This is a genomic window from Methylobacterium sp. WL64 (genome assembly GCF_008039945.1).
In the GTDB taxonomy this organism is placed as follows: Bacteria; Pseudomonadota; Alphaproteobacteria; order Rhizobiales; family Beijerinckiaceae; genus Methylobacterium.
Genome location: NZ_VRVA01000001.1, coordinates 1 through 21,291 on the forward strand (window position 1 = coordinate 1; position 21,291 = coordinate 21,291).

The window sequence follows — 21,291 nt, forward strand, 5'->3', positions numbered from 1 at the left end:
GTGGGGTCGTGGGTGGGGTCTCTATCGAGTTGGTCGTGCCCCCACCGGTATGGCGAGCACGGCGAAGCTTTTGGGACGCGCCCTCGTTTCACGTCGCGCGTGACCCTGGGCCGCCTCGCTGCGCTCACGAGGCCGGCGAAGTTTGATCTCCGGAACCGGAATGGTCGAGCCGGCTCTCAGGCCGCCTGCGCACGCATGCAGACGCGGTCCGCCTCGTCCAACGTGACGCCCTCGAACGTCTCTCCGTTCCGCCGTCCGCACACGCGAACGATCTGGTTGGCCGTCAACGGCGAGACGCCGCGATGCGTGAAGGTGCGCGGCACCCCGCCGAGCAGCATCGCGGCGAGGTTCATCAGCAGCGTCGCCTGGATCGGGCCGTGGACCACCAGGTCGGCATAGCCCTCGACGCGCGTGGCGTAGGGCTGGTCGTAGTGGAAGCGATGGCCGTTGAAGGTCATGGCCGAGTAGCGGAACAGCAGCGTCGGCGTCGCCGGCACGGCCCAGACCTGCTCGTAGGCGGCCGCGTCGTCGCGTTCGGCCGTGGCCCCGGTGCCGGTCTGCGCGCCGGCCGCCTCCCGGTAGACGATGTCCTGCCGCTCGCGGATCGCCACGCCGCTTGCTGTGGCGAGCGCGTGCTCGACCGTCACGAAGCACAGCTGCCCGCTGCGCCCCTCCTTGAACGCCACGTCGCGCACAGTCTCGGTCCGGGTGACCAGATCGCCCTCGCGCAGCTCGGCCAGCGTCTCGACTTGCCCGCCGGCCCACATCCGCCGCGGCAGAGGCACCGGCGGCAGGAACCCGCCCTTGGCGGCGTGACCGTCCGGGCCGAGGGCGTCGGCGGGCGGTGTCTCGGGGGCGAGGCACCAGTGCAGGGCCGGCGGCGCCGCCCCGTCCGGGACCGGGGCGAGATGCGGCGTGAAGGTCGCGCGGAATTCGGCGCGCAGCCGCGGCGTGACGAGATCCGAGGTCTCGCGGGTGCGGCCGATCCAGGCTTCGACGTCGGTCATGTCAGTACGCGCGCGGCAGGCCGAGCACGTGCTCGGACAGGTAGGCGAGGATCAGGTTCGTGGAGATCGGCGCGACCTGGTAGAGACGCGTCTCGCGGAACTTGCGCTCGATATCGTATTCCTCCGCGAATCCGAACCCGCCATGGGTCTGGATGCAGGCGTTGGCGGCCTCGAACGCGGCGTCGGCGGCGAGCATCTTGGCCATGTTGGCCTCCGCGCCCGGACTGGTCCCGGATTCGTAGAGGCTCAGCGCCTCGCGGACCATCAGCTCCGCCGCCCGCATGTTGGCGTAGGCTTTCGCGATCGGGAACTGCACGCCCTGGTTGGCGCCGATCGGCCGGCCGAACACCGAGCGGTCCACCGCGTAGGTCTTGGCCCGGTCGATGAACCACTTGGCGTCGCCGACGCATTCGGCGGCGATCAGGATGCGCTCGGCATTCATGCCGGACAGGATGTACCGGAAGCCTTTTCCTTCTTCGCCGATCAGGTTGACGGCCGGGACGCGGAGGTTGTCGAAGAAGACCTCCGTGGTGGCGTGGTTCATCATGGTGCGGATCGGCCGGATGGTCAGGCCGTGGCCGACCGCCTCCCGCATGTCGACGAGCAGCACCGACAGGCCGTCGGTGCGCTTCATGCCCTCGGTGCGCGGGGTGGTCCGCACCAGGAGCAGCATCAGGTCCGAGTGCTCGGCCCGGCTGGTCCAGATCTTCTGGCCGTTGACGATGTAATGGTCGCCCTCGCGCCGGGCGGTCGTCTTCAGGCTGCCGGTATCGGTGCCCGATGTCGGCTCGGTGACCCCGAAGGCCTGAAGGCGCAGGCGGCCCTCCGCGATGGCCGGCAGGTAGGCGGCCTTCTGCGCCTCCGAGCCGTGCCGGAGCAGCGTGCCCATCGTGTACATCTGCGCATGGCAGGCGCCGCCGTTGCAGCCGGCCCGCTGGACCTCCTCCAGGATCGCGGCGGCGGCGGAGAGCGGCAGGCCGGAGCCGCCGTATTCCTCCGGGATCAACACCGACAGGTAGCCGCTCTCGGTGAGGGCGGTCACGAACGCGGTCGGGTAGGCCATCTCCCGGTCGAGCGCCCGCCAATACGGCCCGGGAAACCCGGCGCAGAGCTTGGCGACCGCCTCGCGGATCTCGGTATAGGCTTCCATCGTGCGCCTCAGGCTGTCCGGCCGCCATCGACCGGCATGTCGATCCCGGTGATGAACGCGGCCTCGTCGGAGGCCAGGAACAGGGCCGCGGCGGCGATGTCTTCGGCCCGCGACATCCGCCCGAGGGGGATCGTCGCAATGAACCTCTCGCGGTTCTCCGGGGTGTCGGGCACCCCCATGAAATGCTCGAGCAGCGCGGTCGCGCCCATCACCGGACACAGGGCGTTCACCCGGATCTTCCAGGGGGCCAATTCCAGCGCCAGCGATTTTGAGGCGAGGCTCGCCGCCCCCTTGGAGGCGTTGTACCAGGTCAGGCCGGGACGCAGCCGGAGCGCCGCCGTCGAGCTGACGTTGAGGATCACGCCGCCGCCCCGGTCGCGCATCAGCGGGGCGATTGTCCGGACGTAGTGGAAGATCGACTTCACGTTCACCCGGAACACGCGGTCGAACTCGTCCTCGGTGACCTCCAGCAGCGGCTTGTTGCGGTGGGTGGTGCCGGCGTTGTTGACCAGGATGTGGGGGATGCCGAACCGTTCGCGGGTCTCGGCGACGCTGGCCTCGACATCGGCCGCCGCCCCGACATCGGCGGCGATCGCGATGGCGTTCGCCCCGATCCCGGCCGCGACCCGCTTCGCCGCCGCCCGGTCGATATCCACGCAGGCGACGCGCGCGCCCTCGGCGGCGAAGCGCTCGGCGATGCCCGCGCCGAACCCACTCCCGGCCCCCGTCACGATCGCGATCTTGCCGTCGAGCCTCATTGTTTCCTCCCGAACTGTAGTCTATCTTTGGCTGATGACTGTTTTTTTTACTGAGCGACAAACCTGCTTTCGTACTTCCATCCACTTCGCGATCAGCTGCGCAATCCGTACGACTTGGGCAGCCGAATGAAGCTCTCCGTCATTCCGGGGCGCCGCAGGCGAGCCCGGAATCTAGATTCTCCGCCGGCGCAGAACCTCGCCCGACCTGTGTTTCTGGATCCCGGGCTCCGTTGCGCGGCTCCGGGATGACGAGGCGGATGTTCGGACGTCATCGCATCACCTTGGCCGACGAGCGTGGATCGTCCTCGAACGCAACTGCGCGCCACTCACCGCTCAACCCCGAACTCACGCCGGATCCGTTCGCTGTGCTCGCCGATATCCGGCACCCGCCCGAGCGCGCGGACTTCGCCGTCGATCAGCACGGGGGGCGCGACGAGGTGGGCTGGGCCCGCCGGGGTCTCGACCTCGGCGCGGACCAGGGCCGGGTGGGTGGCGAGGTCGGCCAGGGTGTTGACGAAGCCGTAGGCGGTGCCGGCAGCCTTGAGCCGGGTGGCGGCCGCGTCGCGGCTCAACCGGACCAGGATTGCGGCGATGCGCAGATCCACGGCGGCGCGGTTCGCCACGCGGGCGTTGTTTGAGGCATAGCCCTCGGCTCGGGCGAGGTCCGGCTCACCCAATACGCCTTCGCAGAAGCGCGCCCATTCCCGCTCGTTCTGGATCGAGATGAGCACCAGGCTGCCGTCGGCCGTCGGGTAGGCGCCGTAGGGCGAGATCGTGGGATGGGCGAGGCCGACGCGCTGCGGCTCCCGGCCGGTGCCCTCGAAGTAGAGCAGCGGCACGTTCATCCAGTCGGCCGCGCCGCTGAACAGGCTGACCTCCAGGGCGCAGCCCGCGTCGGAGATGGAGCGGGCGATCAGCGCCTCCAGCACCGCGGCATGGGCGTCCATCCCGCAGGCGATGTCGCAGACCGAGACGCCGACGCGGCCCGGACCGGCCGGATGCCCGGTGATGCCGGCCATGCCACTCTCGGCCTGCACCAGCAGATCGTAGGCCTTCATGTCGCTGTAGGCGTGGCCGGCGCCGTAGCCGCTGATGTCGACCGTGATCAGGCGCGGATAGCGTGCCCGCAACTCCGCCGCGCCGAACCCCGCCCGGGCCGCGGCCCCTGGGGCGAGGTTCTGCACGAACACGTCGGCGTCTTCCAGGATGGCGTGCAACAGCCGGACATCGTCCGGATCCTTGATATCGGCGACCAGGCTCTCCTTGCCGCGATTCAGCCAGACGAAATAGCTCGCCAGCCCGTTGACGGCGGAATCGTAGCCGCGGGCGAAATCCCCCTCGGGCCGCTCGATCTTGATCACCCGGGCGCCGGCATCGGCCAGCCGCGACGTGCAGTACGGTGCCGCGACAGCCTGTTCCAGGGCGAGGATTGTCAGCCCTTTCAGCGGCCGGTTCGGGTTCATCCGCAGCCTTCGCGTTCCATCAGGCCCCGCGGGGCCGCCGCCGGGGGATCTGGGTCGGCGCCCGCGTGCGCCAAGCGGGACGGGGTGACACCGACGCGGTGACGTGACCGGCGATGTGCGCCCTGCGCAAAATCGCTCAGCTCACTCCGCGGCCCGCAGGGTCTGCGCCTCGTGGCCGTCCCGGCCGGGCTCGGCGAGCATCGCGTCGACTGCCTCGGGCCTGTCGCGGAACGAGAACCGGTGCGCCAGCCGGTCGAGGTAGACATAGATGACCGGCGTGGTGAACAGGGTCAGGATCTGGCTCACGGCCAGCCCGCCGACCATGGCGTAGCCCAGCGGCTGCCGGATCTCGGAGCCGGTGCCGGTGGCGAGCATCAGCGGGATGCCGCCCAGCAGCGCCGCCATGGTGGTCATCAGGATCGGGCGGAAACGCAGCAGGGCCGCCTTCCGGATCGCCGCCTCGGCACTCAGGCCCTCCTCGCGCTCGGCCACGATGGCGAAGTCGATCAGCATGATGCCGTTCTTCTTCACGATGCCGATGAGGAGGATGATGCCGATCAGCGCGATCAGGCTGAAGTCGTACCCGGCCCACATCAGCACCGCCAGGGCGCCGACGCCGGCGGACGGCAGGGTCGAGAGGATCGTGAGCGGGTGGATGAAGCTCTCGTACAGGATGCCGAGGATCAGGTAGACCACGAACAGGGCCGCCAGGATCAGCAGCGGCACCGTCGACAGCGATTGCTGGAACGCCTGCGCGGTGCCCTGGAAACCGGTGACCACGGTGGGTGGCACCTGAAGCTCGCGCATCGCCTGCCCGATCGCCTCGGTCGCCTGCCCGAGCGCGACGTCGGGGGCGAGGTTGAAGCTGATCGTCACCGCAGGGAACTGGCCCTGGTGGTTGACCGCGAGCGGCGCCACGGGCTCGGTCGTCCAGTGGGCGAAGGCCGCGAGCGGCACCTGCCCCCCTCCGATCGGCGCCTTGATGTAGATCTTGTCGAGGCTCTCGACGCTGCCCTGGAGGGCCGGCAGCACCTCCAGGATCACATGGTAGCTGTTGAGCTGCGTGAAGTACTGCGCGATCTGCCGTTGGCCGAACGCGTCGTACAGCGTGTCGTCGATGAGCTGGGGCGTGATGCCGTAGCGGGAGGCGGCGTCGCGGTCGATTGCCAGGGTCAGGGTGGTGCCGCGGTTCTGCTGGTCAGTGGCGACGTCGCGCAGCTCCGGCAGCGTCTTCATCCTGTCCAGGATGCGCGGCGCCCACGTGTTCAACTCGGCGAGATCCGGGTCCTGCAGGGTGTACTCGAACTGCGTCCGGGAGGTCCGGCCGCCGGTGCGCACGTCCTGGGTGGCCTGGATATAGGTGCGGATCCCCTCGACCCGCTCCAGCTTCGGCCGCAGGCGGCCGATGATCTGGAACGCGTTGGCCTCGCGCTCCTCGCGGGGCTTGAGCGTGATGTACATCCGCCCCGAATTCAGCGCCTGGCCGTTGCCGCCGAGCGACATGCCCACCGTCGCCACGTCCGGATCGGCCTGGACGATGGCGCCGACCTTCTCCTGCAGCGTCTTCATCGCCGAGAACGAGATGTCCTGCCCGGCCTCGGTGACGCCGATCATGAAGCCGGTGTCCTGCTGCGGGAAGAAGCCCTTCGGAATGACGATGAACAGGTGGATCGTCAGAGCCAGCGTCGCGAAGAAGGTCAGCAGCGTGACGAACCGGAAGCGCAGGGCGAGGTCGAGGCCCTTCGCGTAGGACGACAACAGCCCGTCGAACACCGCCTCGCTCGCCCGGTAGAGGCGGCCGTGGTGCCCGGTGCCGTGGGGCTTCAGGAGCCGCGCCGCCATCATGGGCGTCAGCGTCAGGGACACGAAGGCCGAGACCGCGATGGTCATCGACAGGACGACGGCGAATTCCCGGAACAGGCGGCCGATGATGCCGCCCATCAGCAGCAGCGGGATCAGCACCGCGATCAGCGAGACCGAGATGGAGACGATGGTGAAGCCGATCTCGCCCGCGCCCTTGAACGCGGCCTCCATGGGCCGCATCCCCTCCTCGACGTAGCGGCTGATGTTCTCCAGCACCACGATGGCGTCGTCGACCACGAAGCCGACCGAGATGGTCAGCGCCATCAGGGACAGGTTGTCGAGGGTATAGCCGGCGAGCCACATCAGCGCGCAGGCGCCGAGCAGGGCGAGCGGCACGGTCACGCTCGGGATCACGGTCGCCCAGAAGCTGCGCAGGAACACGAAGATCACCCCGACCACCAACACGATGGTGATCAGCAGCGTGAACTGTACGTCCTCCACGGAGGCCCGGATGGTTTGCGTGCGGTCGCTGAGGATGCCGATCTTGATGCCGGCCGGCAGGGTCGCGGTCAGGCGCGGCAACTGCGCCTTGATGCTGTCCACCGTGTCGATGACGTTGGCGCCCGGCTGCTTGAAGACTACCAGGAACACGCCGCGCTGGCCGTTGGTCCAGCCGGCCTGCTTGGTATCCTCGGGGCCGGCGACCGCGGTGCCGATGTCCCGCACCCGCAACGGGGCGCCGTCCCGGTAGGCGACGATCACGTCGTTCCAGTTCTGCGCCGTGGTGAGCTGGTCGTTGGCGTAGATCGTGTAGCTGTGACTCGTTCCGTCGATGCTGCCCTTCGGGTTGTTCACCGTGGTGAGCGAGAGGGGCGCGCGGATATCTTCCAGCGACAGGCCCTTGGCGACGAGCTTGGCCGGATCGACCTGGATCCGCACTGCGGGCTTCTGCTGGCCGCCGATGAACACCTGCGCGACGCCCGAGATCTGGCTGATGCGCTGGGCGAGCTGCACGTCCACCGCGTCGTCCACGTCGATCAGCGGCATGCTGTCGGAGGTGGCCGAGAGCAGCAGGATCGGCGAATCGGCCGGGTTCACCTTGCGGTAGGTCGGTGGGCTCGGCAGGCTCTTCGGCAGCTGCCCGCTCGCCGCGTTGATCGCCGCCTGGATATCGCTGGCGGCACCGTCGATGTTGCGGTTGAGGTCGAACTGGACCGTGACCGTCGAGATGCCCAGCGAGCTGGTCGAGGTCATCTGGGCGACGCCCGGGATCTGCGAGAATTGCCGCTCCAGCGGCTGCGCCACCGAGGAGGCCATGGTCTCCGGGCTGGCGCCGGGCAATTGCGCGGTGACCTGGATCGTCGGGAAATCCACCTGCGGCAGGGGCGCGACGCCGAGCAGCGGGTAGGCCACCATCCCGAGGAACAGGATGCCGACCATGATCAGCGTGGTCGCCACCGGGAAGCGGATGAACGGCGCCGAGATGCCAGCTTTCATCGCAGACCCTCTTGCGGCATGGCCGTCGCCCCGTCCGACCCGGACCCGATCACGGCTTGGCCTCGGCCGACCGGATTGCGGCGCCCGTCTCCGCCTGCGCGGTGTGGGCCGCGTGGGGATCGGCCACGAGGCTGCCGTCCTGCACCTTGTACTGCCCGGCGGTGATCACCCGCTCGCCCGGCTTGATGTCACCGCCCAGAACCTGCGTCCGGCCGGAATCGGAGCGCCCCGCCTTCAGCGTGCGCTGATGCGCGTGGTTGGATTCGTCGATCACGAAGGCGAACAGGCCGTCCGGGCCGTGCTGGACGGCATCGTCCGGTACCGTCGTAGCGGCCGCCACCGTGCCGACCCGCATCCGGGTCGAGACCGACAGGCCGGGCCAGAGGGCGTGGTTCTGGTTCTGGAACACGGCCTTCAGGCGGATCGTGCCGGTCGCGGTGTCGACCTGGTTGTTGAACAAGGCTAGCTTGCCGTCCGCCAGCTTGGTCAGCCCGTCCGTGGTCCGCGCCTCCACCGGCACCTCGCCGGCGCGCAGGGCTGCCACGATCGCGGGCAACTGGTCCTCGGGCGCCGTGAACACCACGAAGATCGGCTCGACCTGGGTGATGGTGACGATCGCCGACTGTCCCGCGGCGTTGACGATGTTGCCGATGTCGACCTGCCGGAAGCCGGTCACGCCGTCGATTGGCGCCCGGATCGTCGCGTAGCCGAGCTGCGTGGTGGCGTTGTCGATGGAGGCCTGATCGGAGGCGACCTGCGCGGTCAACTGGGCGACCAGGGCGGTCTGCGTCTCGGTCTGCTGGCGCGACGCGTAGGCGCCCAGTCCCGTGTAGCGGACGAGGTCCGCCTTGGCGTTGTTGAGGTTGGCGGTGTCCTGGTCCTTCTTGGCCTTCGCCTGGTCCAGGGTCGCCTGGTAGGGGCGCGGGTCGATCTGGACCAGGATGTCGCCCTTGTGGACATTCTGGCCCTCGCGGAACGCGACCTGATTGATCTCGCCGTCGACCCGGGTGCGCACCTGAACGGTGTTGTAGGCCTGGACCGTGCCCAGGCCGTTCAGCACCAGCGCGAACGGACCCTGCTCGACCATCCCGGCCGTCACCGGAACGGCGATCGGGGCGGCCGCCTTCGCCTTGGCGACGGGCCGCTGGGTCGTGCGCACGTACCCGTAGGCCCCGCCGCCCAGCACCGCCACGGCCACGATCGTCGTCACCAAACCGCGGGACCGCCGCGGCTTCCGCTCACCTGTCATCGGCCGCAGCCCCCTCCGCCGTGTAACGCGACAGCCTCGTCCGATCGGGTCGTGCCGCGATGGCTGTCATCATCGCGCGACATGCCGGATTGGGCCTTGCGTGATCGGGCCGCGAAGCTCGCGGCGATCCCGCGACGCCGCCGCGAAACTCCGCGATGCGCCTCGAAAGAATATTGCATTCCCTAGCATACAATCGTCACGGCGACATTAGGGCGAGGCGGCGCTCGTCGTGTCCGTCCCGGACCGATTGCGCCCGTGACAACAGCCCCGCAGATGAGCCAGAAAGCCGGTTCGACGACGCGCTGGAATGCCCGCCGGCCGGATCGCGAAGCCAGGAGACCGGGACGCCGCATGGCCGAGACGCTGGAATTGGATGGCCTGACCGAGTTGCGGGCGGCGCTGATCGAGGAGCGGCAGACCATCGCCGCATCCGTACGCAAGCTGCGCGACGCGCGCCGGCAGAAGGGCACCTTCGTGCTCGGCGACGGCGCGGCCGCAGGTCCGCGGCTTGTGGACGTGCAGCACCAGATCGACGTCGTCGATTCCATCATCGCCACGCTGACGAAGGTCTGAGCAAGGTCCGGTCCGTCATGCCGAAGGCACGAGGCCGCGCTGGCCGGACAGGTGGCACCTTTGCGTGTCCGTTGTGTTTCCGGGATGTGGCGAAGCTGGCGTCCCGGCCGGCAACCGGTCGGTCGCGACCCGCTCATAGCGGCGGTGGCCCGATCCGCCGGGACGCGCTGAGGTTCGGCGGCGTCCGTCGAACCGACCCCCTGCCTGGAGCCGACAAAGCATTCGGCGGTTCGACGTGTCGTCCAACCCATGCAATCCGCCGTGCGGGCGTGGAAGTCTCAGTTCCGCCGGCCTCGCAATGTGCCCGGCGACAGCTCAGCCATCCGTGAAACCTGTCGGTCGTGACGATTTGCGCCGGTTGTACACGCGATGCCTGTATTTGAGGCTGGACCGCGGAAGGTTTGTGCTGTTACCGGACCGCACCTCAAGGCGCGGGATGCCACGACATGGACGCGTTCGATCAGCGCGAGACCGAGACCGACGCGGCGGTCGAGCCTGAGCGCATGGCCGAGGCGGCGGCGCTCTGGGCTGCCATCCGGGCCGACCTGCGATCGCGCGACGAGCGCACCGCACGGCTGCGCGCCATGCGCCTCATCGACGGCGACGACACGGTCGTCTGACCCGTCAGGCCTCACCGGCCTCCGGGTGAGCCGGCAGGCGGGACGCGAGGGCGAACCCCACCGCCATGGCCATGGCCTCGGCCTGCGCGATCAATGCCGCGTCTCCGCTTTCGCGGGCGGCCTGAACCAGACCCACCGCATGTTGCCCGAGCCGGCGATCGATGGCGTCGTAGTTCTTGGGGCTCTGCGGTGCGGCGCGTTCGTGGGGATCGGAACCGGTCATTGGCGTGCCGAGGGATTCAGCGGGGTTGATACGGGCCTGAACGGCGCGGACGCCGCGACCCAGGCTTGCGTGTCCATGACATCCGCGAAGGCGCGCATCACCGCGCTGATCGAGCGGTGCACATCGTGGGCCGCGATGCCTTCGAGATCGTGGCTGGCCGAGGCGTCGGACAGGAACGTCACCTCCTGCCCGCGATGGAAGCCATCGATCGCCGTGGCGAGACAGGCGGCCTCGCCGGCGAAACCCGCGATCACCAATTGCACGCCGCCGCGCTCCATCGCGTCGGCGAAGGCCGGGCTGGCGTAGCAGGACGGCCGGTCCCGGTCGAAGACCATGTCGCACCCGTGAGGCTCGAACCCCTCGATCCAGCGGGCGAACCGCGAGCCGGCCTGGAAGAGGGGAGCCCCGATCCAGCGCACGTAGGCGATCGGGATGCCGCTGTCCCGGGCATGATCGAGGGCCAGCCGGCACTTCTCCAGCGCCGGGGCGATGCCCGGAAGGGCCAGCGGGCGGCCGGCGACCTCGTATTCCTGCTGCATGTCGACCAGGACCAGCACAGGCACGCTGCTCGGCCGCCGGTACAGCGCCGGGTTCAAGTGGCGGGTCATTGCGACAGGGGCCCGTCGACGGAGGGCCGCGTCACCGCCCTGGCGCGCGACCGGTCCAGCGCGCCCGCCTTGTGCCACCGGCCCTCGGGGCGGATGATCACGTAGGGATCGACGCCGATCCCGATCGCCTCCGGGTGCGGCTCCGCCTCCAGCAGCATCTCGACATAGTCGAAATCCGAGAACACGAGTTCCTGCGCGCCCTCGAAGACCCGGAAGCCGAACCGGCTCCAGAATCCGACGAGGCGCTTCTGTGCGTGGCCGTAGAGCCGGCGATACCCCTTGACCCGGGCCAGCTCGATCCCGGCCCGGACCAGCGCGAAGGCCATGCGGGTGTTGCGGTATTCCGCCCGGACGGCCAGCCGCTCGATCTTGGCGAAGTCGGCGAAGAAGCGGATCCGCAGGCAGCCGGCCGGCTCGTCGCCGACATAGCCGATCAGGTGGGTGGCCGAGAGGTCGTTGCCGTCGAACTCCTCCTCGTACGGGCAGGCCTGCTCGGCCATGTAGACGGCGGCCCGCAGGGCGACGACCCGGGCGAGATCCTCGAAGCTGCGCGCTACGGCGACGCTGACGCCGCTGAGGCCGGGCCTGTGGCTGTCGTAGGGCGGCGAGATCTCTGGGACCGGCGTGCGCGCGAAATGATAGAGGTGTCCGCTCGCTCCCCCGCCCCTGGCGAAGCCCAGGGTGGTGAGCAGGTCGGCGCCCTCGGGCGTCGCCGCGCGGGCGTAGAAATCGACGCCCTGGTACAGGGGGCTCGACAGGCGGTCGAACACGAGGCCGACGCCGCCGGCGAGCCGACGACGCGCATACACGCCCCAGACGTAGATCGCGGCCGGACGCTCATGCTGCCCGACCAGCATGGCGGAGGGCGGTTCGGCTGCATCGAACGTTCCCGCCTTCAAGGCCGCGAGACCGGCGCCGTTCAGCATCAGGCAGGCCACGAAGCCCTCGCCGCGTGGATCGGCGGCGTCGAACCGGTGTCGCTGGGCGATCGCGACGACGCTGTCGGGATTGATCGACAGCACCCGCTGCACCGTGGCGAGCGGTGCCAGGTCGGGCAGGTCCACCCGCGCCGCCTCGATGAGCCGTCCGAGGTCGTCCGGCGTCGGCAGGAAGGCGACGAGGTGCCGGGCGACCCGCTCGACCCGCATCGCGCCGAGGTCATGGCGCGGCTCCGGGAGCAGCGGCGGAATGCTCAGTGGCGGCGGGTTCTGTGCCGCGAAACGGGGGTGAGCGACGTGCACCGTCATCGGATGACCTGTCATTCGGGAACGGATTGACGCTGCAGCACTTCGCATCTAGCGCAGTCGCTGTATGTGCATGATTTGAAACAGGGGTGTTCCGCGGATGGAACGGGTCGAGGTCGACCACGGCTCGATGCCCGATTGGCAGAGTGTCCGGGTGTTCCTCACCCTGCATCGGTGCGGCAGCTTCCGTTCGGCGGCGGCCAGCCTCGGGCTCTCGATCAATTCGATCCGGCGGCGGGTCAGTGACCTCGAAGCGCGGATCGGCGCACCGCTGATCACCCGGCACATCGACGGGGTACGGTTGACCGCCGAGGGGCGAGCGATCCTGGAGGCCGCGAGCCGCATGGAGACGGCGGCGTTCGGGCTGATGCTCGCGGGCGACGCGGCCCCGTTCGCCGAGACCGGCGAGGTGCGCATCGCGGTCACGGAAGGCCTCGGCGCGTTCTGGCTGGCACCACGGCTAGTGGAGTTTCAGCGCGCCAATCCGCGCCTGACCGTCGATTTGCGCTGCGCCATGGAATCCGCCGACGTGCTGCGGCTGGAGGCGGACGTCTCGATCCAGCTCACGCGGCCGACGAGCCCCGACCTGCGCATGGTCAAGCTCGGGCGCATGCACATCATGCCCTACGCCGCGCGCAGCTACGAGCAGATCTACGGATTGCCGGAGAAGCCGGCGGATCTCGCGCGGCACCGGATCGTGGTCCAGGCCGCGAGCCAGACGATAGGCCTCGAAGACTATGCGAAAGGCCTGGAGGGATTTCCCGCCGAGATTCCCGTGACGCTGAAGATCAACGTCAGCAGCGCCTATTACTGGGCGATCGCGAAAGGCGCGGGGATCGGCCTGTTGCCGACCTACGCCACCGCCATCGGGGCCCAGGTCGTCCCGGTGGACAATCTCGGCCGCTACGGTCTCGACATATGGTTGACCTACCACCCCGATGCGGAGCGGATCGGTCGCGTCCGCCGCGTCATCGACTGGTTGCGCAACTCCTTCGATCCGGGCCGCTACCCGTGGTTCCGGGACGAGTTCATCCATCCGCGCGACCTTCCGAGCCGGATCCGGGGCGAGCCGCTGCCCGACCTGTTCGCGGGTTTCACCGCGATGACGGAGTGAGACGCGCCGAGCCTTGACCCCGCGGCGCGCATGTTTCTTGCTCGCATGGCCGCAACGACGAGGTTCTCACGTGCTGCTGACGCCCCGCGAAAAGGACAAGCTGCTGATCGCCATGGCGGCGCAGGTGGCGCGCAACCGCCAGGCGCGCGGCGTCAAGCTGAACCACCCGGAGGCCGTGGCGCTGATCACCGACTTCGTGGTCGAGGGCGCGCGCGACGGGCGCACGGTGGCCGAGCTGATGCAGGCGGGGGCGAACGTTCTGACGGTGGACCAAGTGATGCCCGGCATCGCGGAGATGATCCCCGACATCCAGGTCGAGGCGACCTTCCCGGATGGGACGAAGCTCGTGACGGTGCATCACCCGATCCGCGGGGCGCTCTCGGCCGACGTGCCCGGCCAGGTCACCACGTTGCCCGGCGAGATCGTCTTCAACGCAGAGGCCGACCGCGCGGTGATCGCGGTGGCCAACACCGGCGACCGGCCGATCCAGGTCGGCTCGCACTACCATTTCTTCGAGGTGAACCCCGGCCTCGTTTTCGAGCGCGAGAAAGCCCGCGGCCGGCGCCTCGACATCGCGCCCGGCACGGCGGTGCGGTTCGAGCCGGGCTCCACCCGGGAGGTCGTGCTGGTGCCGCTCTCGGGCGGTCGCACCGTGTACGGCTTCCGGGGGGACGTGATGGGCAAGCTGTGACCATGGCCAACATGCCCAAACCCGCCGCCCTCCCCCGGGCCGCCTACGCCGACATGTTCGGCCCGACCACGGGCGACCGCATCCGGCTGGCCGATACGTCCCTCGAGATTACGGTCGAGCGCGATTTCACCACCTACGGCGAGGAGGTGAAGTTCGGCGGCGGTAAGGTGATCCGCGACGGGATGGGCCAGAGCCAGGTCACCAACGCGGCGGGCGCCGTCGATACGGTGATCACCAACGCGGTGGTGCTGGACCATTGGGGCATCGTGAAATGCGATGTCGGCATCGTGCGCGGCCGTATCTTCAAGCTCGGCAAGGCCGGCAACCCCGACGTGCAGCCCGGCATCGACATCATCGTCGGGCCCGGCACGGAGGTGATCGCCGGCGAGGGCAAGATCCTCACGGCCGGCGGGTTCGACAGCCACATCCACTTCATCTGCCCGCAGCAGATCGAAGAGGCCCTGTGCTCGGGGGTGACCACGATGCTGGGCGGGGGTACCGGGCCGGCGCACGGGACCTTCGCCACCACCTGCACGCCGGGGCCCTGGCACATCGCCCGGATGATCGAGGCGGCCGACAGCTTCCCGATGAACCTGGCGTTCGCGGGCAAGGGCAACGCCTCGCGGCCGGAGAGCCTCGTCGAGATGGTCCGGGCGGGGGCCTGCGCGCTGAAGCTCCATGAGGATTGGGGCACGACCCCGGCGGCGATCGACACCTGCCTATCGGTGGCGGACGCCCACGACATCCAGGTCATGATCCACACCGACACGCTCAACGAGTCGGGCTTCGTGGAGGACACGATCGCGGCGTTCAAGGGCCGCACGATCCACGCGTTCCACACCGAGGGGGCGGGCGGGGGACACGCGCCCGACATCATCAAGGTCGCGGGGCTGCCCAACGTGCTGCCGTCCTCGACCAACCCGACGCGGCCCTACACCCGCAACACCATCGACGAGCATCTCGACATGCTCATGGTCTGCCACCACCTCGACCCGTCGATCCCGGAGGACCTCGCCTTCGCCGAGAGCCGGATCCGGCGCGAGACGATCGCGGCCGAGGACATCCTGCACGATATCGGCGCGCTCTCGATGATGTCGTCGGACAGCCAGGCCATGGGCCGGGTCGGCGAGGTCGTGATCCGCACCTGGCAGACCGCCGACAAGATGAAGCGCCAGCGCGGCGCACTCGCGGGGGACGCCTCCGGCACCGATAACTTACGCGCCCGGCGCTACGTCGCGAAATATACGATCAACCCGGCGATCGCGCACGGCGTTTCGAAGCATATCGGCTCGGTGGAGCCCGGCAAGCTCGCCGACCTCGTGCTCTGGACACCCGCCTTCTTCGGCGTGAAACCCGATCTCGTGCTGAAGGGCGGCAGCATCGCGGCCGCCCCGATGGGCGACCCGAACGCCTCGATCCCGACGCCCCAGCCGGTGCATTACCGCCCGATGTTCGGGGCCTACGGCCGGGTGCCCTACGCGACCGCGCTGACCTTCGTGTCCCGGGCGGCGGTGGAGGATGGCTTGCGGGAGCGGCTCGGGGTGCAGAAGCAGCTGGTCGCCGTGGAGAACGTCCGCGGCGGCATCTCCAAGAAGAGCATGGTGCTCAACGATGCCACGCCAATGATCGAGGTCGATCCCGAGACCTACGACGTGCGGGCCGACGGCGAACTCCTGGTCTGCGAGCCCGCCGAGGTGCTGCCGATGGCGCAGCGCTACTTCCTGTTCTGAGCTATCGTGGCGCGAACGAACAGGAGGCCGGACATGGCGAAGGCCGCGCTGAAGACGCCCGAATCGGATCTCTATGAAACCGATCTCTGTCTCTGGACCGAGCAGCAGTCGGCGCTCCTTCGGGCCGGTCGAGTGTCGGAGATCGATAGGCTGAACCTTGCCGAGGAGATCGAGAGCTTGGGCGGGTCGCAGAAATCCGAGATCCGCAGCCGTCTCGCCGTGCTTCTTCTCCACCTGCTGAAATGGGAGTTTCAGCCGGAAAAGCGGAAATACGGTTGGCGCACCACCATCGTGGGGCAAAGGATCCGGATCGACGGTCTGGTGGATACGAGTCCGAGCCTGCGATCCTGGCCCGAGCGTGTGATGCAGAGCGCTTATCGCATCGCCACGCTTGGCGCGTCCAGCGAAACGCGCCTGCCGGAGAAGACGTTTCCGAAGATCTGCCCGTACTCGGTCGAGCAGATACTCGATCTCTCCTTCTATCCGGGCATCCCTGAAGACGATGTCGTATGACGGCGCCGAGATCAAACGAGAGACCGTCCCAAGAATGATCCGCGCCACCCGAATCCTCCGCCGCGAGCACCTGTCCGGGGGCGAGATCGTCGACCGGGTGGTCCTCGATTCCGGCGCGCGCCATCGCCGCCGCGTCGGCATGCGGGGAGAGGGGGGCATGCGGTTTCTGCTCGACCTGCCGGAGGCGGTCGTGCTGGACGACGGCGATGCCCTCGTGCTCGAGGATGGCCGCCTGATCTGGGTCGAGGCCGCGCCCGAGTGCCTGCTGGAGATCCGCGCCGCCAGCGAGCACGCCCTGAGGCGGCTGATCTGGCACATCGGCAACCGGCATATCCCGGCCGAGATCGGGGCCGACGCCGTGTGGATCGCCGACGATCATGTGCTCGCCGACATGATCCGGGGGCTCGGCGGGACCGCCGAACCCGTGGAGCGCCCGTTCCGGCCGGAGGGAGGAGCCTACTCCGGTGGGCAAGCGCACAGCCATGCGCACGGTCATGGGCAAGCGCACGACCATGGGGGTGCGCACGGCGATGGGCACGGCCCGCACCATCACCACCATGCCGATGGCTGAGACGCTGGAGGCGCTCCGGCTGATGGCGTGGCTGTCGCCCGGCTATCCGGTCGGGGCCTACGCGTATTCGCACGGCCTGGAATGGGCCGCCGAGACCGGCGACGTGCATGACGAGCCGAGCCTCGCCGCGTGGCTCGCGGACGTGTGCGCGTACGGCGCCCTGCGCAACGACCTGATCCTCGCGGCCCACGCCCAACGGGCGGCAGTCGCGGCCGGGCCGGACGGGATCGCCGCGATCAACGATCTCGCTCTGGCCCTGGCACCGTCGCGCGAGTTGCACCTGGAGACGAGCCAGCAGGGTCGCAGCTTCCTCGACGCGACTTTGGGCGCCTGGTCCTGCGAACGGCTCTCGGCGTTGGCCGGACGTCTTCCGGGACCGGTCGCCTATCCCGTCGCGGTCGGCGCGGCCGCGGGGGCGCACGGCATGGCGCTGCCGCCGATGCTCGCGGCCTACGCCCTCGCCTTCGTCCAGAACCTCGTGTCGGCGGCCTTGCGTGCGGCCCCGGTCGGTCAGGCCGCCGGCACGCGGGTGGTCGCGGCGCTCGCGCCCCTCCTGGTCCGGCTCGCGGAGGCGGCGCACGACGCGGATCTCGACGCGATCGGGTCTGCCACCATCCGGCTCGATCTCGGCTCGTTCCGGCACGAGACCCAGTATTCCCGCATCTTCCGATCCTGAGAACGCAGCATGACCTCCTCGAACGGCCCACTCCGCGTCGGCATCGGCGGCCCCGTGGGCTCGGGCAAGACCGCGCTGATGGAGCAGCTCTGCAAGCGCTTCCGCGACCGCTACGAGATCTGCGCGATCACCAACGACATCTACACAAAGGAGGATGCCCGGATCCTGACCGTGGCCGGGGCGCTGCCGGAGGAGCGGATCCTGGGCGTCGAGACCGGCGGCTGCCCGCATACGGCGATCCGCGAGGATGCCTCGATCAACCTCGCCGCGGTCGCCGAGATGAGTCGGCGTTTCCCGAAGCTCGACCTGGTGCTGATCGAGTCCGGCGGCGACAACCTCGCGGCGACGTTCTCACCGGAACTCGCCGACATCACGCTCTATGTGATCGACGTGGCCGGCGGGGAGAAGATTCCCCGCAAGGGCGGTCCCGGCATCACCCGGTCGGACCTGCTGATCGTCAACAAGACCGATCTCGCGCCACTGGTCGGCGCGGACCTGTCGGTGATGGAGGCCGACACGAAGCGGATGCGCGGCGCCCGCCCCTACGTGTTCGCATCCCTGCGCGGTGGCGATGGGGCGGATGCCGTCGCGCGCTTCATCGAGGAGGCCGGCGGCCTCGGCCGTTAGCCCTTCCGACGTTGCGCGTACTAGCGCCCGGCCTCCGCCGAGCGCGAGCGTGGGGCCGCCCGGGGCGACAGGCCCATCAGGGAATCGAGGCGGCTCATCCGGGCGTCGAAATCCTTCAGCGCAGCTTGGCGCGCCTTGACGGCGGGGCTGGCCGACGGCTGCACCTGCGCGCGGATCGGTCGGGCCTGCGCCGCCGGTGCCAGGAGGACAGCGGCCAGGGAGATCGTTGTCAGCGCACGGATCATGACGGTAGTCCCTTGGGGAACGGCCGCATCAGCAGCCCACTCCCTGGGATCGTACGGTTCACGGTCGCGCGCCTGCGTGCGCGGGCGCACGTCGCGCGTGGCCGGGTCGGTCCGGCGCGGGATGAACCGGCGCTCAGGCACGCGTACGTCTCACGGTCAGCCAGGAGGCCAGCAGGACGAACGTGCTGACCAGTACGACGAGGAGCGTCGAGGCGGCGTTGATCTCGGGATTCACCCCCAGCCGGACCTGGCCGTACAGCCGCATCGGCAGCGTGGTCGAGCCCGGGCCCGACACGAAGCTCGCGATCACGAGGTCGTCGAGCGAGAGCGTGAAGGCGAGCAACGCGCCGGCCAGCACGGCGGGCGCGAGCAGCGGCAGCGTGATCGTGAGGAACACCCGCGACGGACTCGCGCCGAGATCGGCAGCCGCCTCTTCGAGCCCACGGTCGAGGCCGCGCAACCGCGCCGCCACCACGACGGCGACGAAGCCGGTGCAGAAGGTCGCGTGCGCGATCACGATGGTGGCGATGCCCCGGTCGACGCCGATGCCGATGAACATCAGCAGGAGCGACAGGCCGATCATTACCTCCGGCATCACCATCGGCCCGAAGATCAGACCGGTGAACAGCGCCCGCCCGCGGAAGCGGCCGTGGCGTTCGAGGGCCAAGGCCGCGAGGGTCCCCAAGATGGTCGCGATCACGCTCGTGAGCAGCGCGACCCGAAGGGAGACCCACGCCGCCGCCATCAGCGGCGCATCCGCCAGGAGCGCGCCGTACCATCGCATCGAGAATCCACCCCAGACCGTCACCAGATTCGAGGCGTTGAACGAGTAGGCGATCAGCACCAGGATCGGCGCGTACAGGAACATAAGCCCGATCGTCAGCGCCGTGCGGGTCACCCAGGTCACGGACGGCCCTCCCCGCCGGTGCGCAGGCTGTCGCGGAACAGCACCACGGGAACGATGACGATGGCGAGGATCAGCACCGCCACGGCCGACGCGAGCGGCCAGTCGCGGTTCGAGAAGAACTCGCTCCACAGCACCCGACCGAGCATCAGGGTCTCCGAGCCGCCCAGGAGATCCGGAATTACGAACTCGCCGACCATCGGGATGAAGCAGAGCCCGGCCCCGGCCGCGATCCCCGGCAGGCTGAGCGGCAGCGTCACCGACCAGAACACCCGGGCCGGCGACGCGCCGAGGTCCGCCGCCGCCTCGCGCAGCGCGGGATCGAGCCGATTCATCACCGCGTAGAGCGGCAGCACCATGAACGGCAGGTAGGCGTAGACGAGACCGATCAGAATGGCGGCATCGGTGTTCAGGATGATCAGCGGCTCGGAGATCAGGCCGAGGCGAAGCAGGATCAGGTTCAGCAGCCCCTCGGGCTTGAGGATCGCGATCCAGGCGTAGATCCGGATCAAAAAACTCGTCCAGAACGGCACCACCACCAGGGCGACGAGGAGGGGCTGCCAGCGCGCGGGTGCCCGGGCCAGCGCGTAGGCGAGCGGCGTGCCGAGGGCGACGAGGATCAGGCTGGACGCCGCGGCGTAGGCGAGCGAGCCGAGGGCGGCATCGCGGTAGAGCGTGTCGGCGGCGAGCGTGGCGTAATTGTCGAGGTTCAGGGCTTCGAGGAAGGACGACCAGCCTTCGATACCGCCCTGCCAATCGAAGACCGGCAGGTAGGGCGGGATCGCGGTGGCCGGCTCCGACAGGCTGATCTTGAGGGTGATGGCGACGGGCAGCAGGAAGAACGCCGACAGCCACAGCAGCGGCGGCAGGCGCACGAGCCGGTCGAACAGACGCTTTCCGGACCCCTTCACCCTCAAGGCCGCCGCTCCCGGGTCGCAGCCGTGCGGGCCCGGTTCGTCGCAGCGCGGATCATGCCGGCAGGATCACCGCGTCGCGGGGGGCGAACCCCGCGCGGGTGTCGGCGCCCAGGGGTTCGGTGTGCCCACCCGGCCTGCCGCTCGACCGAAGCAGGGTGCCATCGGGGAGGCGCAGGGTGCGCCGCAGGCGGTCGCCGAGAAAGAGCGCGTCGGCGATCGTCACCGGTAGGCCCTCGGCGCCGAGGATGAGGTCTTCCGGGCGCACCGCGATGACGACCGAGGCGCCCTCGGGCAGCAAAGTCGCAGCGGCGCGGACCGGCCCGTAGGCGGTGTCCACCGCACGCGTGTCGCCGGGCTCGGCCGGTCCCAGCCGGCCGGGGATGAGATTCACGTCGCCGAGCAGGCCCGCCACGAAGCGGCTGGCCGGGCGGCGGTACAGCTCGGCGGGCGTCCCAACCTGAGCGAGCCGTCCATTCTCCATCACGCCGACGCGATCGGAGAGCATCATTGCCTCCTCGGGGTCGTGGGTCACCACCATGAACGCCGTACCGAGCCGGCGCTGCACGGCGCGCAACTCGGCCTGGGTCTCCTCGCGCAGGCCGCGGTCGAGGGCACCGAGGGGCTCGTCGAGGAGAAGCAGCTTGGGCTCGCGGGCGAGCGCCCGGGCGAGCGCGACCCGCTGGCGCTGCCCGCCCGACAGCGTATCCGGGCGGCGATCCCCGAAGCCGTCGAGGCGCACGAGACGCAGCAGCTCCGTGACGCGAGCCGTAGCGGCGGCCCGGCCCAGTCCCTTCAGTCCGTAGCCCACATTGCCGGCCACGCTCATGTGCGGGAACAGCGCGTAGGACTGGAACATCATGTTCACCGGCCGCCGGTGCGGAGGCAGCGCCGTGAGGTCCTGCTCGCCGAGCCGGACATGGCCGGAACTCGGGATCTCGAAGCCCGCGATCATGCGCAGGAGGGTGCTCTTCCCGCATCCGGACGGCCCGAGCAGGCAGAAGAACTCCCCGGGCTCAAGCGCCAGGTTCACCGCATCGACGGCGAGGTGGCTGCCGAAGCGCTTGGTGAGATCCTCCAGCCGCAGGCGCAGCGCCGGTGCGTCGGCCAA

The 21,291-nt window shown here is 69.4% G+C and carries 22 protein-coding genes; 9 read left to right on the forward strand and 13 right to left on the reverse strand.

Translation table 11 applies throughout. The features are described 5' to 3' along the window. Positions 1-176: 176 nt before the first annotated feature. The 6 genes from FV242_RS00005 to FV242_RS00030 all read right to left on the reverse strand — a co-directional run bounded on the left by FV242_RS00005 (position 177) and on the right by FV242_RS00030 (position 8,927). Positions 177-1,007: a MaoC family dehydratase N-terminal domain-containing protein gene (locus tag FV242_RS00005; RefSeq protein ID WP_147937497.1), complete on the reverse strand. Its 831-nt coding sequence runs from the start codon at positions 1,005-1,007 to the stop codon at positions 177-179. Between the two features lies 1 nt (position 1,008). Then, on the reverse strand, positions 1,009-2,157 hold the full coding sequence (locus FV242_RS00010; protein ID WP_147937498.1) for an acyl-CoA dehydrogenase family protein: 1,149 nt from the start codon (positions 2,155-2,157) through the stop codon (positions 1,009-1,011). An 8-nt stretch (positions 2,158-2,165) separates the two neighbouring features. After that, entirely contained in the window at positions 2,166-2,915 is a 750-nt protein-coding gene (locus tag FV242_RS00015) for an SDR family oxidoreductase (protein ID WP_147937499.1), read from the reverse strand. Positions 2,916-3,241: 326 nt separating this feature from the next. Continuing rightward, the gene (locus FV242_RS00020) at positions 3,242-4,378 is read right to left on the reverse strand and encodes a CaiB/BaiF CoA-transferase family protein (RefSeq protein ID WP_147937500.1); all 1,137 of its coding nucleotides are present in this window, start codon (positions 4,376-4,378) and stop codon (positions 3,242-3,244) included. Between the two features lie 141 nt (positions 4,379-4,519). Next, entirely contained in the window at positions 4,520-7,678 is a 3,159-nt protein-coding gene (locus tag FV242_RS00025; RefSeq protein ID WP_147937501.1) for an efflux RND transporter permease subunit, read from the reverse strand. Between the two features lie 49 nt (positions 7,679-7,727). Then, a complete protein-coding gene (locus FV242_RS00030; RefSeq protein ID WP_147906874.1) occupies positions 7,728-8,927 on the reverse strand; it encodes an efflux RND transporter periplasmic adaptor subunit in 1,200 nt (399 codons plus the stop codon). 273 nt (positions 8,928-9,200) lie between these two features. Here FV242_RS00030 and FV242_RS00035 point away from each other — a divergent pair, with 273 nt between their 5' ends. Together FV242_RS00035 and FV242_RS34250 are read left to right on the forward strand one after the other, a co-directional pair. After that, entirely contained in the window at positions 9,201-9,500 is a 300-nt protein-coding gene (locus tag FV242_RS00035) for an HOOK family protein (protein ID WP_246692544.1), read from the forward strand. A 446-nt stretch (positions 9,501-9,946) separates the two neighbouring features. Continuing rightward, complete coding sequence (locus FV242_RS34250; RefSeq protein ID WP_187278291.1) at positions 9,947-10,120, forward strand: hypothetical protein; 174 nt, start codon at positions 9,947-9,949, stop codon at positions 10,118-10,120. Between the two features lie 4 nt (positions 10,121-10,124). Here the strand turns inward: FV242_RS34250 and FV242_RS00040 are convergent, their stop codons facing one another. From FV242_RS00040 to FV242_RS36245, 3 genes are read right to left on the reverse strand one after another with little or no spacing between them, the layout of a single operon-like run. Further along, positions 10,125-10,343: a hypothetical protein gene (locus tag FV242_RS00040; RefSeq protein WP_147906875.1), complete on the reverse strand. Its 219-nt coding sequence runs from the start codon at positions 10,341-10,343 to the stop codon at positions 10,125-10,127. Continuing rightward, positions 10,340-10,951: a cysteine hydrolase gene (locus tag FV242_RS00045; RefSeq protein ID WP_147937502.1), complete on the reverse strand. Its 612-nt coding sequence runs from the start codon at positions 10,949-10,951 to the stop codon at positions 10,340-10,342. Before FV242_RS00045 ends, FV242_RS00040 begins: the two co-directional genes overlap by 4 nt. After that, positions 10,948-12,198: a GNAT family N-acetyltransferase gene (locus tag FV242_RS36245; protein ID WP_147937503.1), complete on the reverse strand. Its 1,251-nt coding sequence runs from the start codon at positions 12,196-12,198 to the stop codon at positions 10,948-10,950. The genes FV242_RS00045 and FV242_RS36245 overlap by 4 nt, the downstream gene beginning before the upstream one ends. Before the next feature lie 97 nt (positions 12,199-12,295). Between FV242_RS36245 and FV242_RS00055 the strand changes: the two genes are divergently transcribed. From FV242_RS00055 to ureG, 7 genes are all read left to right on the forward strand, one after another. Next, on the forward strand, positions 12,296-13,309 hold the full coding sequence (locus tag FV242_RS00055) for a LysR family transcriptional regulator (protein WP_147906878.1): 1,014 nt from the start codon (positions 12,296-12,298) through the stop codon (positions 13,307-13,309). Positions 13,310-13,379: 70 nt separating this feature from the next. Continuing rightward, the gene (locus FV242_RS00060) at positions 13,380-14,000 is read left to right on the forward strand and encodes an urease subunit gamma (RefSeq protein WP_147937504.1); all 621 of its coding nucleotides are present in this window, start codon (positions 13,380-13,382) and stop codon (positions 13,998-14,000) included. A gap of 2 nt (positions 14,001-14,002) precedes the next feature. After that, complete coding sequence (gene ureC, locus FV242_RS00065) at positions 14,003-15,730, forward strand: urease subunit alpha (RefSeq protein WP_147937505.1); 1,728 nt, start codon at positions 14,003-14,005, stop codon at positions 15,728-15,730. 33 nt (positions 15,731-15,763) lie between these two features. Next, complete coding sequence (locus tag FV242_RS00070) at positions 15,764-16,243, forward strand: DUF29 domain-containing protein (RefSeq protein ID WP_147906880.1); 480 nt, start codon at positions 15,764-15,766, stop codon at positions 16,241-16,243. Positions 16,244-16,277: 34 nt separating this feature from the next. Continuing rightward, entirely contained in the window at positions 16,278-16,814 is a 537-nt protein-coding gene (locus FV242_RS00075; protein ID WP_147906881.1) for an urease accessory protein UreE, read from the forward strand. Further along, entirely contained in the window at positions 16,801-17,490 is a 690-nt protein-coding gene (locus tag FV242_RS00080; RefSeq protein ID WP_147937635.1) for an urease accessory protein UreF, read from the forward strand. The genes FV242_RS00075 and FV242_RS00080 overlap by 14 nt, the downstream gene beginning before the upstream one ends. A gap of 9 nt (positions 17,491-17,499) precedes the next feature. Continuing rightward, positions 17,500-18,117 carry an urease accessory protein UreG gene (ureG, locus tag FV242_RS00085; RefSeq protein ID WP_147906882.1) on the forward strand — a complete coding sequence of 206 codons (618 nt, stop codon included), beginning with the start codon at positions 17,500-17,502 and terminating at the stop codon, positions 18,115-18,117. A 20-nt stretch (positions 18,118-18,137) separates the two neighbouring features. On the opposite strand, the gene FV242_RS00090 is transcribed toward ureG, so the two are convergent. The 4 genes from FV242_RS00090 to FV242_RS00105 all read right to left on the reverse strand — a co-directional run bounded on the left by FV242_RS00090 (position 18,138) and on the right by FV242_RS00105 (position 21,291). Further along, positions 18,138-18,362, reverse strand: a complete 225-nt coding sequence (locus tag FV242_RS00090; RefSeq protein ID WP_147906883.1) for a hypothetical protein — start codon at positions 18,360-18,362, stop codon at positions 18,138-18,140. 133 nt (positions 18,363-18,495) lie between these two features. Beyond that, positions 18,496-19,269 (reverse strand): ABC transporter permease, encoded by a 774-nt coding sequence (locus FV242_RS00095; RefSeq protein ID WP_147906884.1) that lies wholly within the window; start codon positions 19,267-19,269, stop codon positions 18,496-18,498. Further along, a complete protein-coding gene (locus FV242_RS00100; RefSeq protein WP_147937506.1) occupies positions 19,266-20,183 on the reverse strand; it encodes an ABC transporter permease in 918 nt (305 codons plus the stop codon). The genes FV242_RS00095 and FV242_RS00100 overlap by 4 nt, the downstream gene beginning before the upstream one ends. A gap of 52 nt (positions 20,184-20,235) precedes the next feature. After that, positions 20,236-21,291 carry an ABC transporter ATP-binding protein gene (locus FV242_RS00105; protein WP_147937507.1) on the reverse strand — a complete coding sequence of 352 codons (1,056 nt, stop codon included), beginning with the start codon at positions 21,289-21,291 and terminating at the stop codon, positions 20,236-20,238.

What these genes read in the sequence shown, in the direction of transcription:
- FV242_RS00005 (WP_147937497.1), bottom strand. Translation starts at nt 1,007, where the DNA reads ATGACCGACGTCGAAGCCTGGATCGGCCGCACCCGCGAGACCTCGGAT.
- FV242_RS00010 (WP_147937498.1), bottom strand. Translation starts at nt 2,157, where the DNA reads ATGGAAGCCTATACCGAGATCCGCGAGGCGGTCGCCAAGCTCTGCGCC.
- FV242_RS00015 (WP_147937499.1), bottom strand. Translation starts at nt 2,915, where the DNA reads ATGAGGCTCGACGGCAAGATCGCGATCGTGACGGGGGCCGGGAGTGGG.
- FV242_RS00020 (WP_147937500.1), bottom strand. Translation starts at nt 4,378, where the DNA reads ATGAACCCGAACCGGCCGCTGAAAGGGCTGACAATCCTCGCCCTGGAA.
- FV242_RS00025 (WP_147937501.1), bottom strand. Translation starts at nt 7,678, where the DNA reads ATGAAAGCTGGCATCTCGGCGCCGTTCATCCGCTTCCCGGTGGCGACC.
- FV242_RS00030 (WP_147906874.1), bottom strand. Translation starts at nt 8,927, where the DNA reads ATGACAGGTGAGCGGAAGCCGCGGCGGTCCCGCGGTTTGGTGACGACG.
- FV242_RS00035 (WP_246692544.1), top strand. Translation starts at nt 9,201, where the DNA reads ATGAGCCAGAAAGCCGGTTCGACGACGCGCTGGAATGCCCGCCGGCCG.
- FV242_RS34250 (WP_187278291.1), top strand. Translation starts at nt 9,947, where the DNA reads ATGGACGCGTTCGATCAGCGCGAGACCGAGACCGACGCGGCGGTCGAG.
- FV242_RS00040 (WP_147906875.1), bottom strand. Translation starts at nt 10,343, where the DNA reads ATGACCGGTTCCGATCCCCACGAACGCGCCGCACCGCAGAGCCCCAAG.
- FV242_RS00045 (WP_147937502.1), bottom strand. Translation starts at nt 10,951, where the DNA reads ATGACCCGCCACTTGAACCCGGCGCTGTACCGGCGGCCGAGCAGCGTG.
- FV242_RS36245 (WP_147937503.1), bottom strand. Translation starts at nt 12,198, where the DNA reads ATGACGGTGCACGTCGCTCACCCCCGTTTCGCGGCACAGAACCCGCCG.
- FV242_RS00055 (WP_147906878.1), top strand. Translation starts at nt 12,296, where the DNA reads ATGGAACGGGTCGAGGTCGACCACGGCTCGATGCCCGATTGGCAGAGT.
- ureC (WP_147937505.1), top strand. Translation starts at nt 14,003, where the DNA reads ATGGCCAACATGCCCAAACCCGCCGCCCTCCCCCGGGCCGCCTACGCC.
- FV242_RS00070 (WP_147906880.1), top strand. Translation starts at nt 15,764, where the DNA reads ATGGCGAAGGCCGCGCTGAAGACGCCCGAATCGGATCTCTATGAAACC.
- FV242_RS00075 (WP_147906881.1), top strand. Translation starts at nt 16,278, where the DNA reads ATGATCCGCGCCACCCGAATCCTCCGCCGCGAGCACCTGTCCGGGGGC.
- FV242_RS00080 (WP_147937635.1), top strand. Translation starts at nt 16,801, where the DNA reads ATGCCGATGGCTGAGACGCTGGAGGCGCTCCGGCTGATGGCGTGGCTG.
- ureG (WP_147906882.1), top strand. Translation starts at nt 17,500, where the DNA reads ATGACCTCCTCGAACGGCCCACTCCGCGTCGGCATCGGCGGCCCCGTG.
- FV242_RS00090 (WP_147906883.1), bottom strand. Translation starts at nt 18,362, where the DNA reads ATGATCCGTGCGCTGACAACGATCTCCCTGGCCGCTGTCCTCCTGGCA.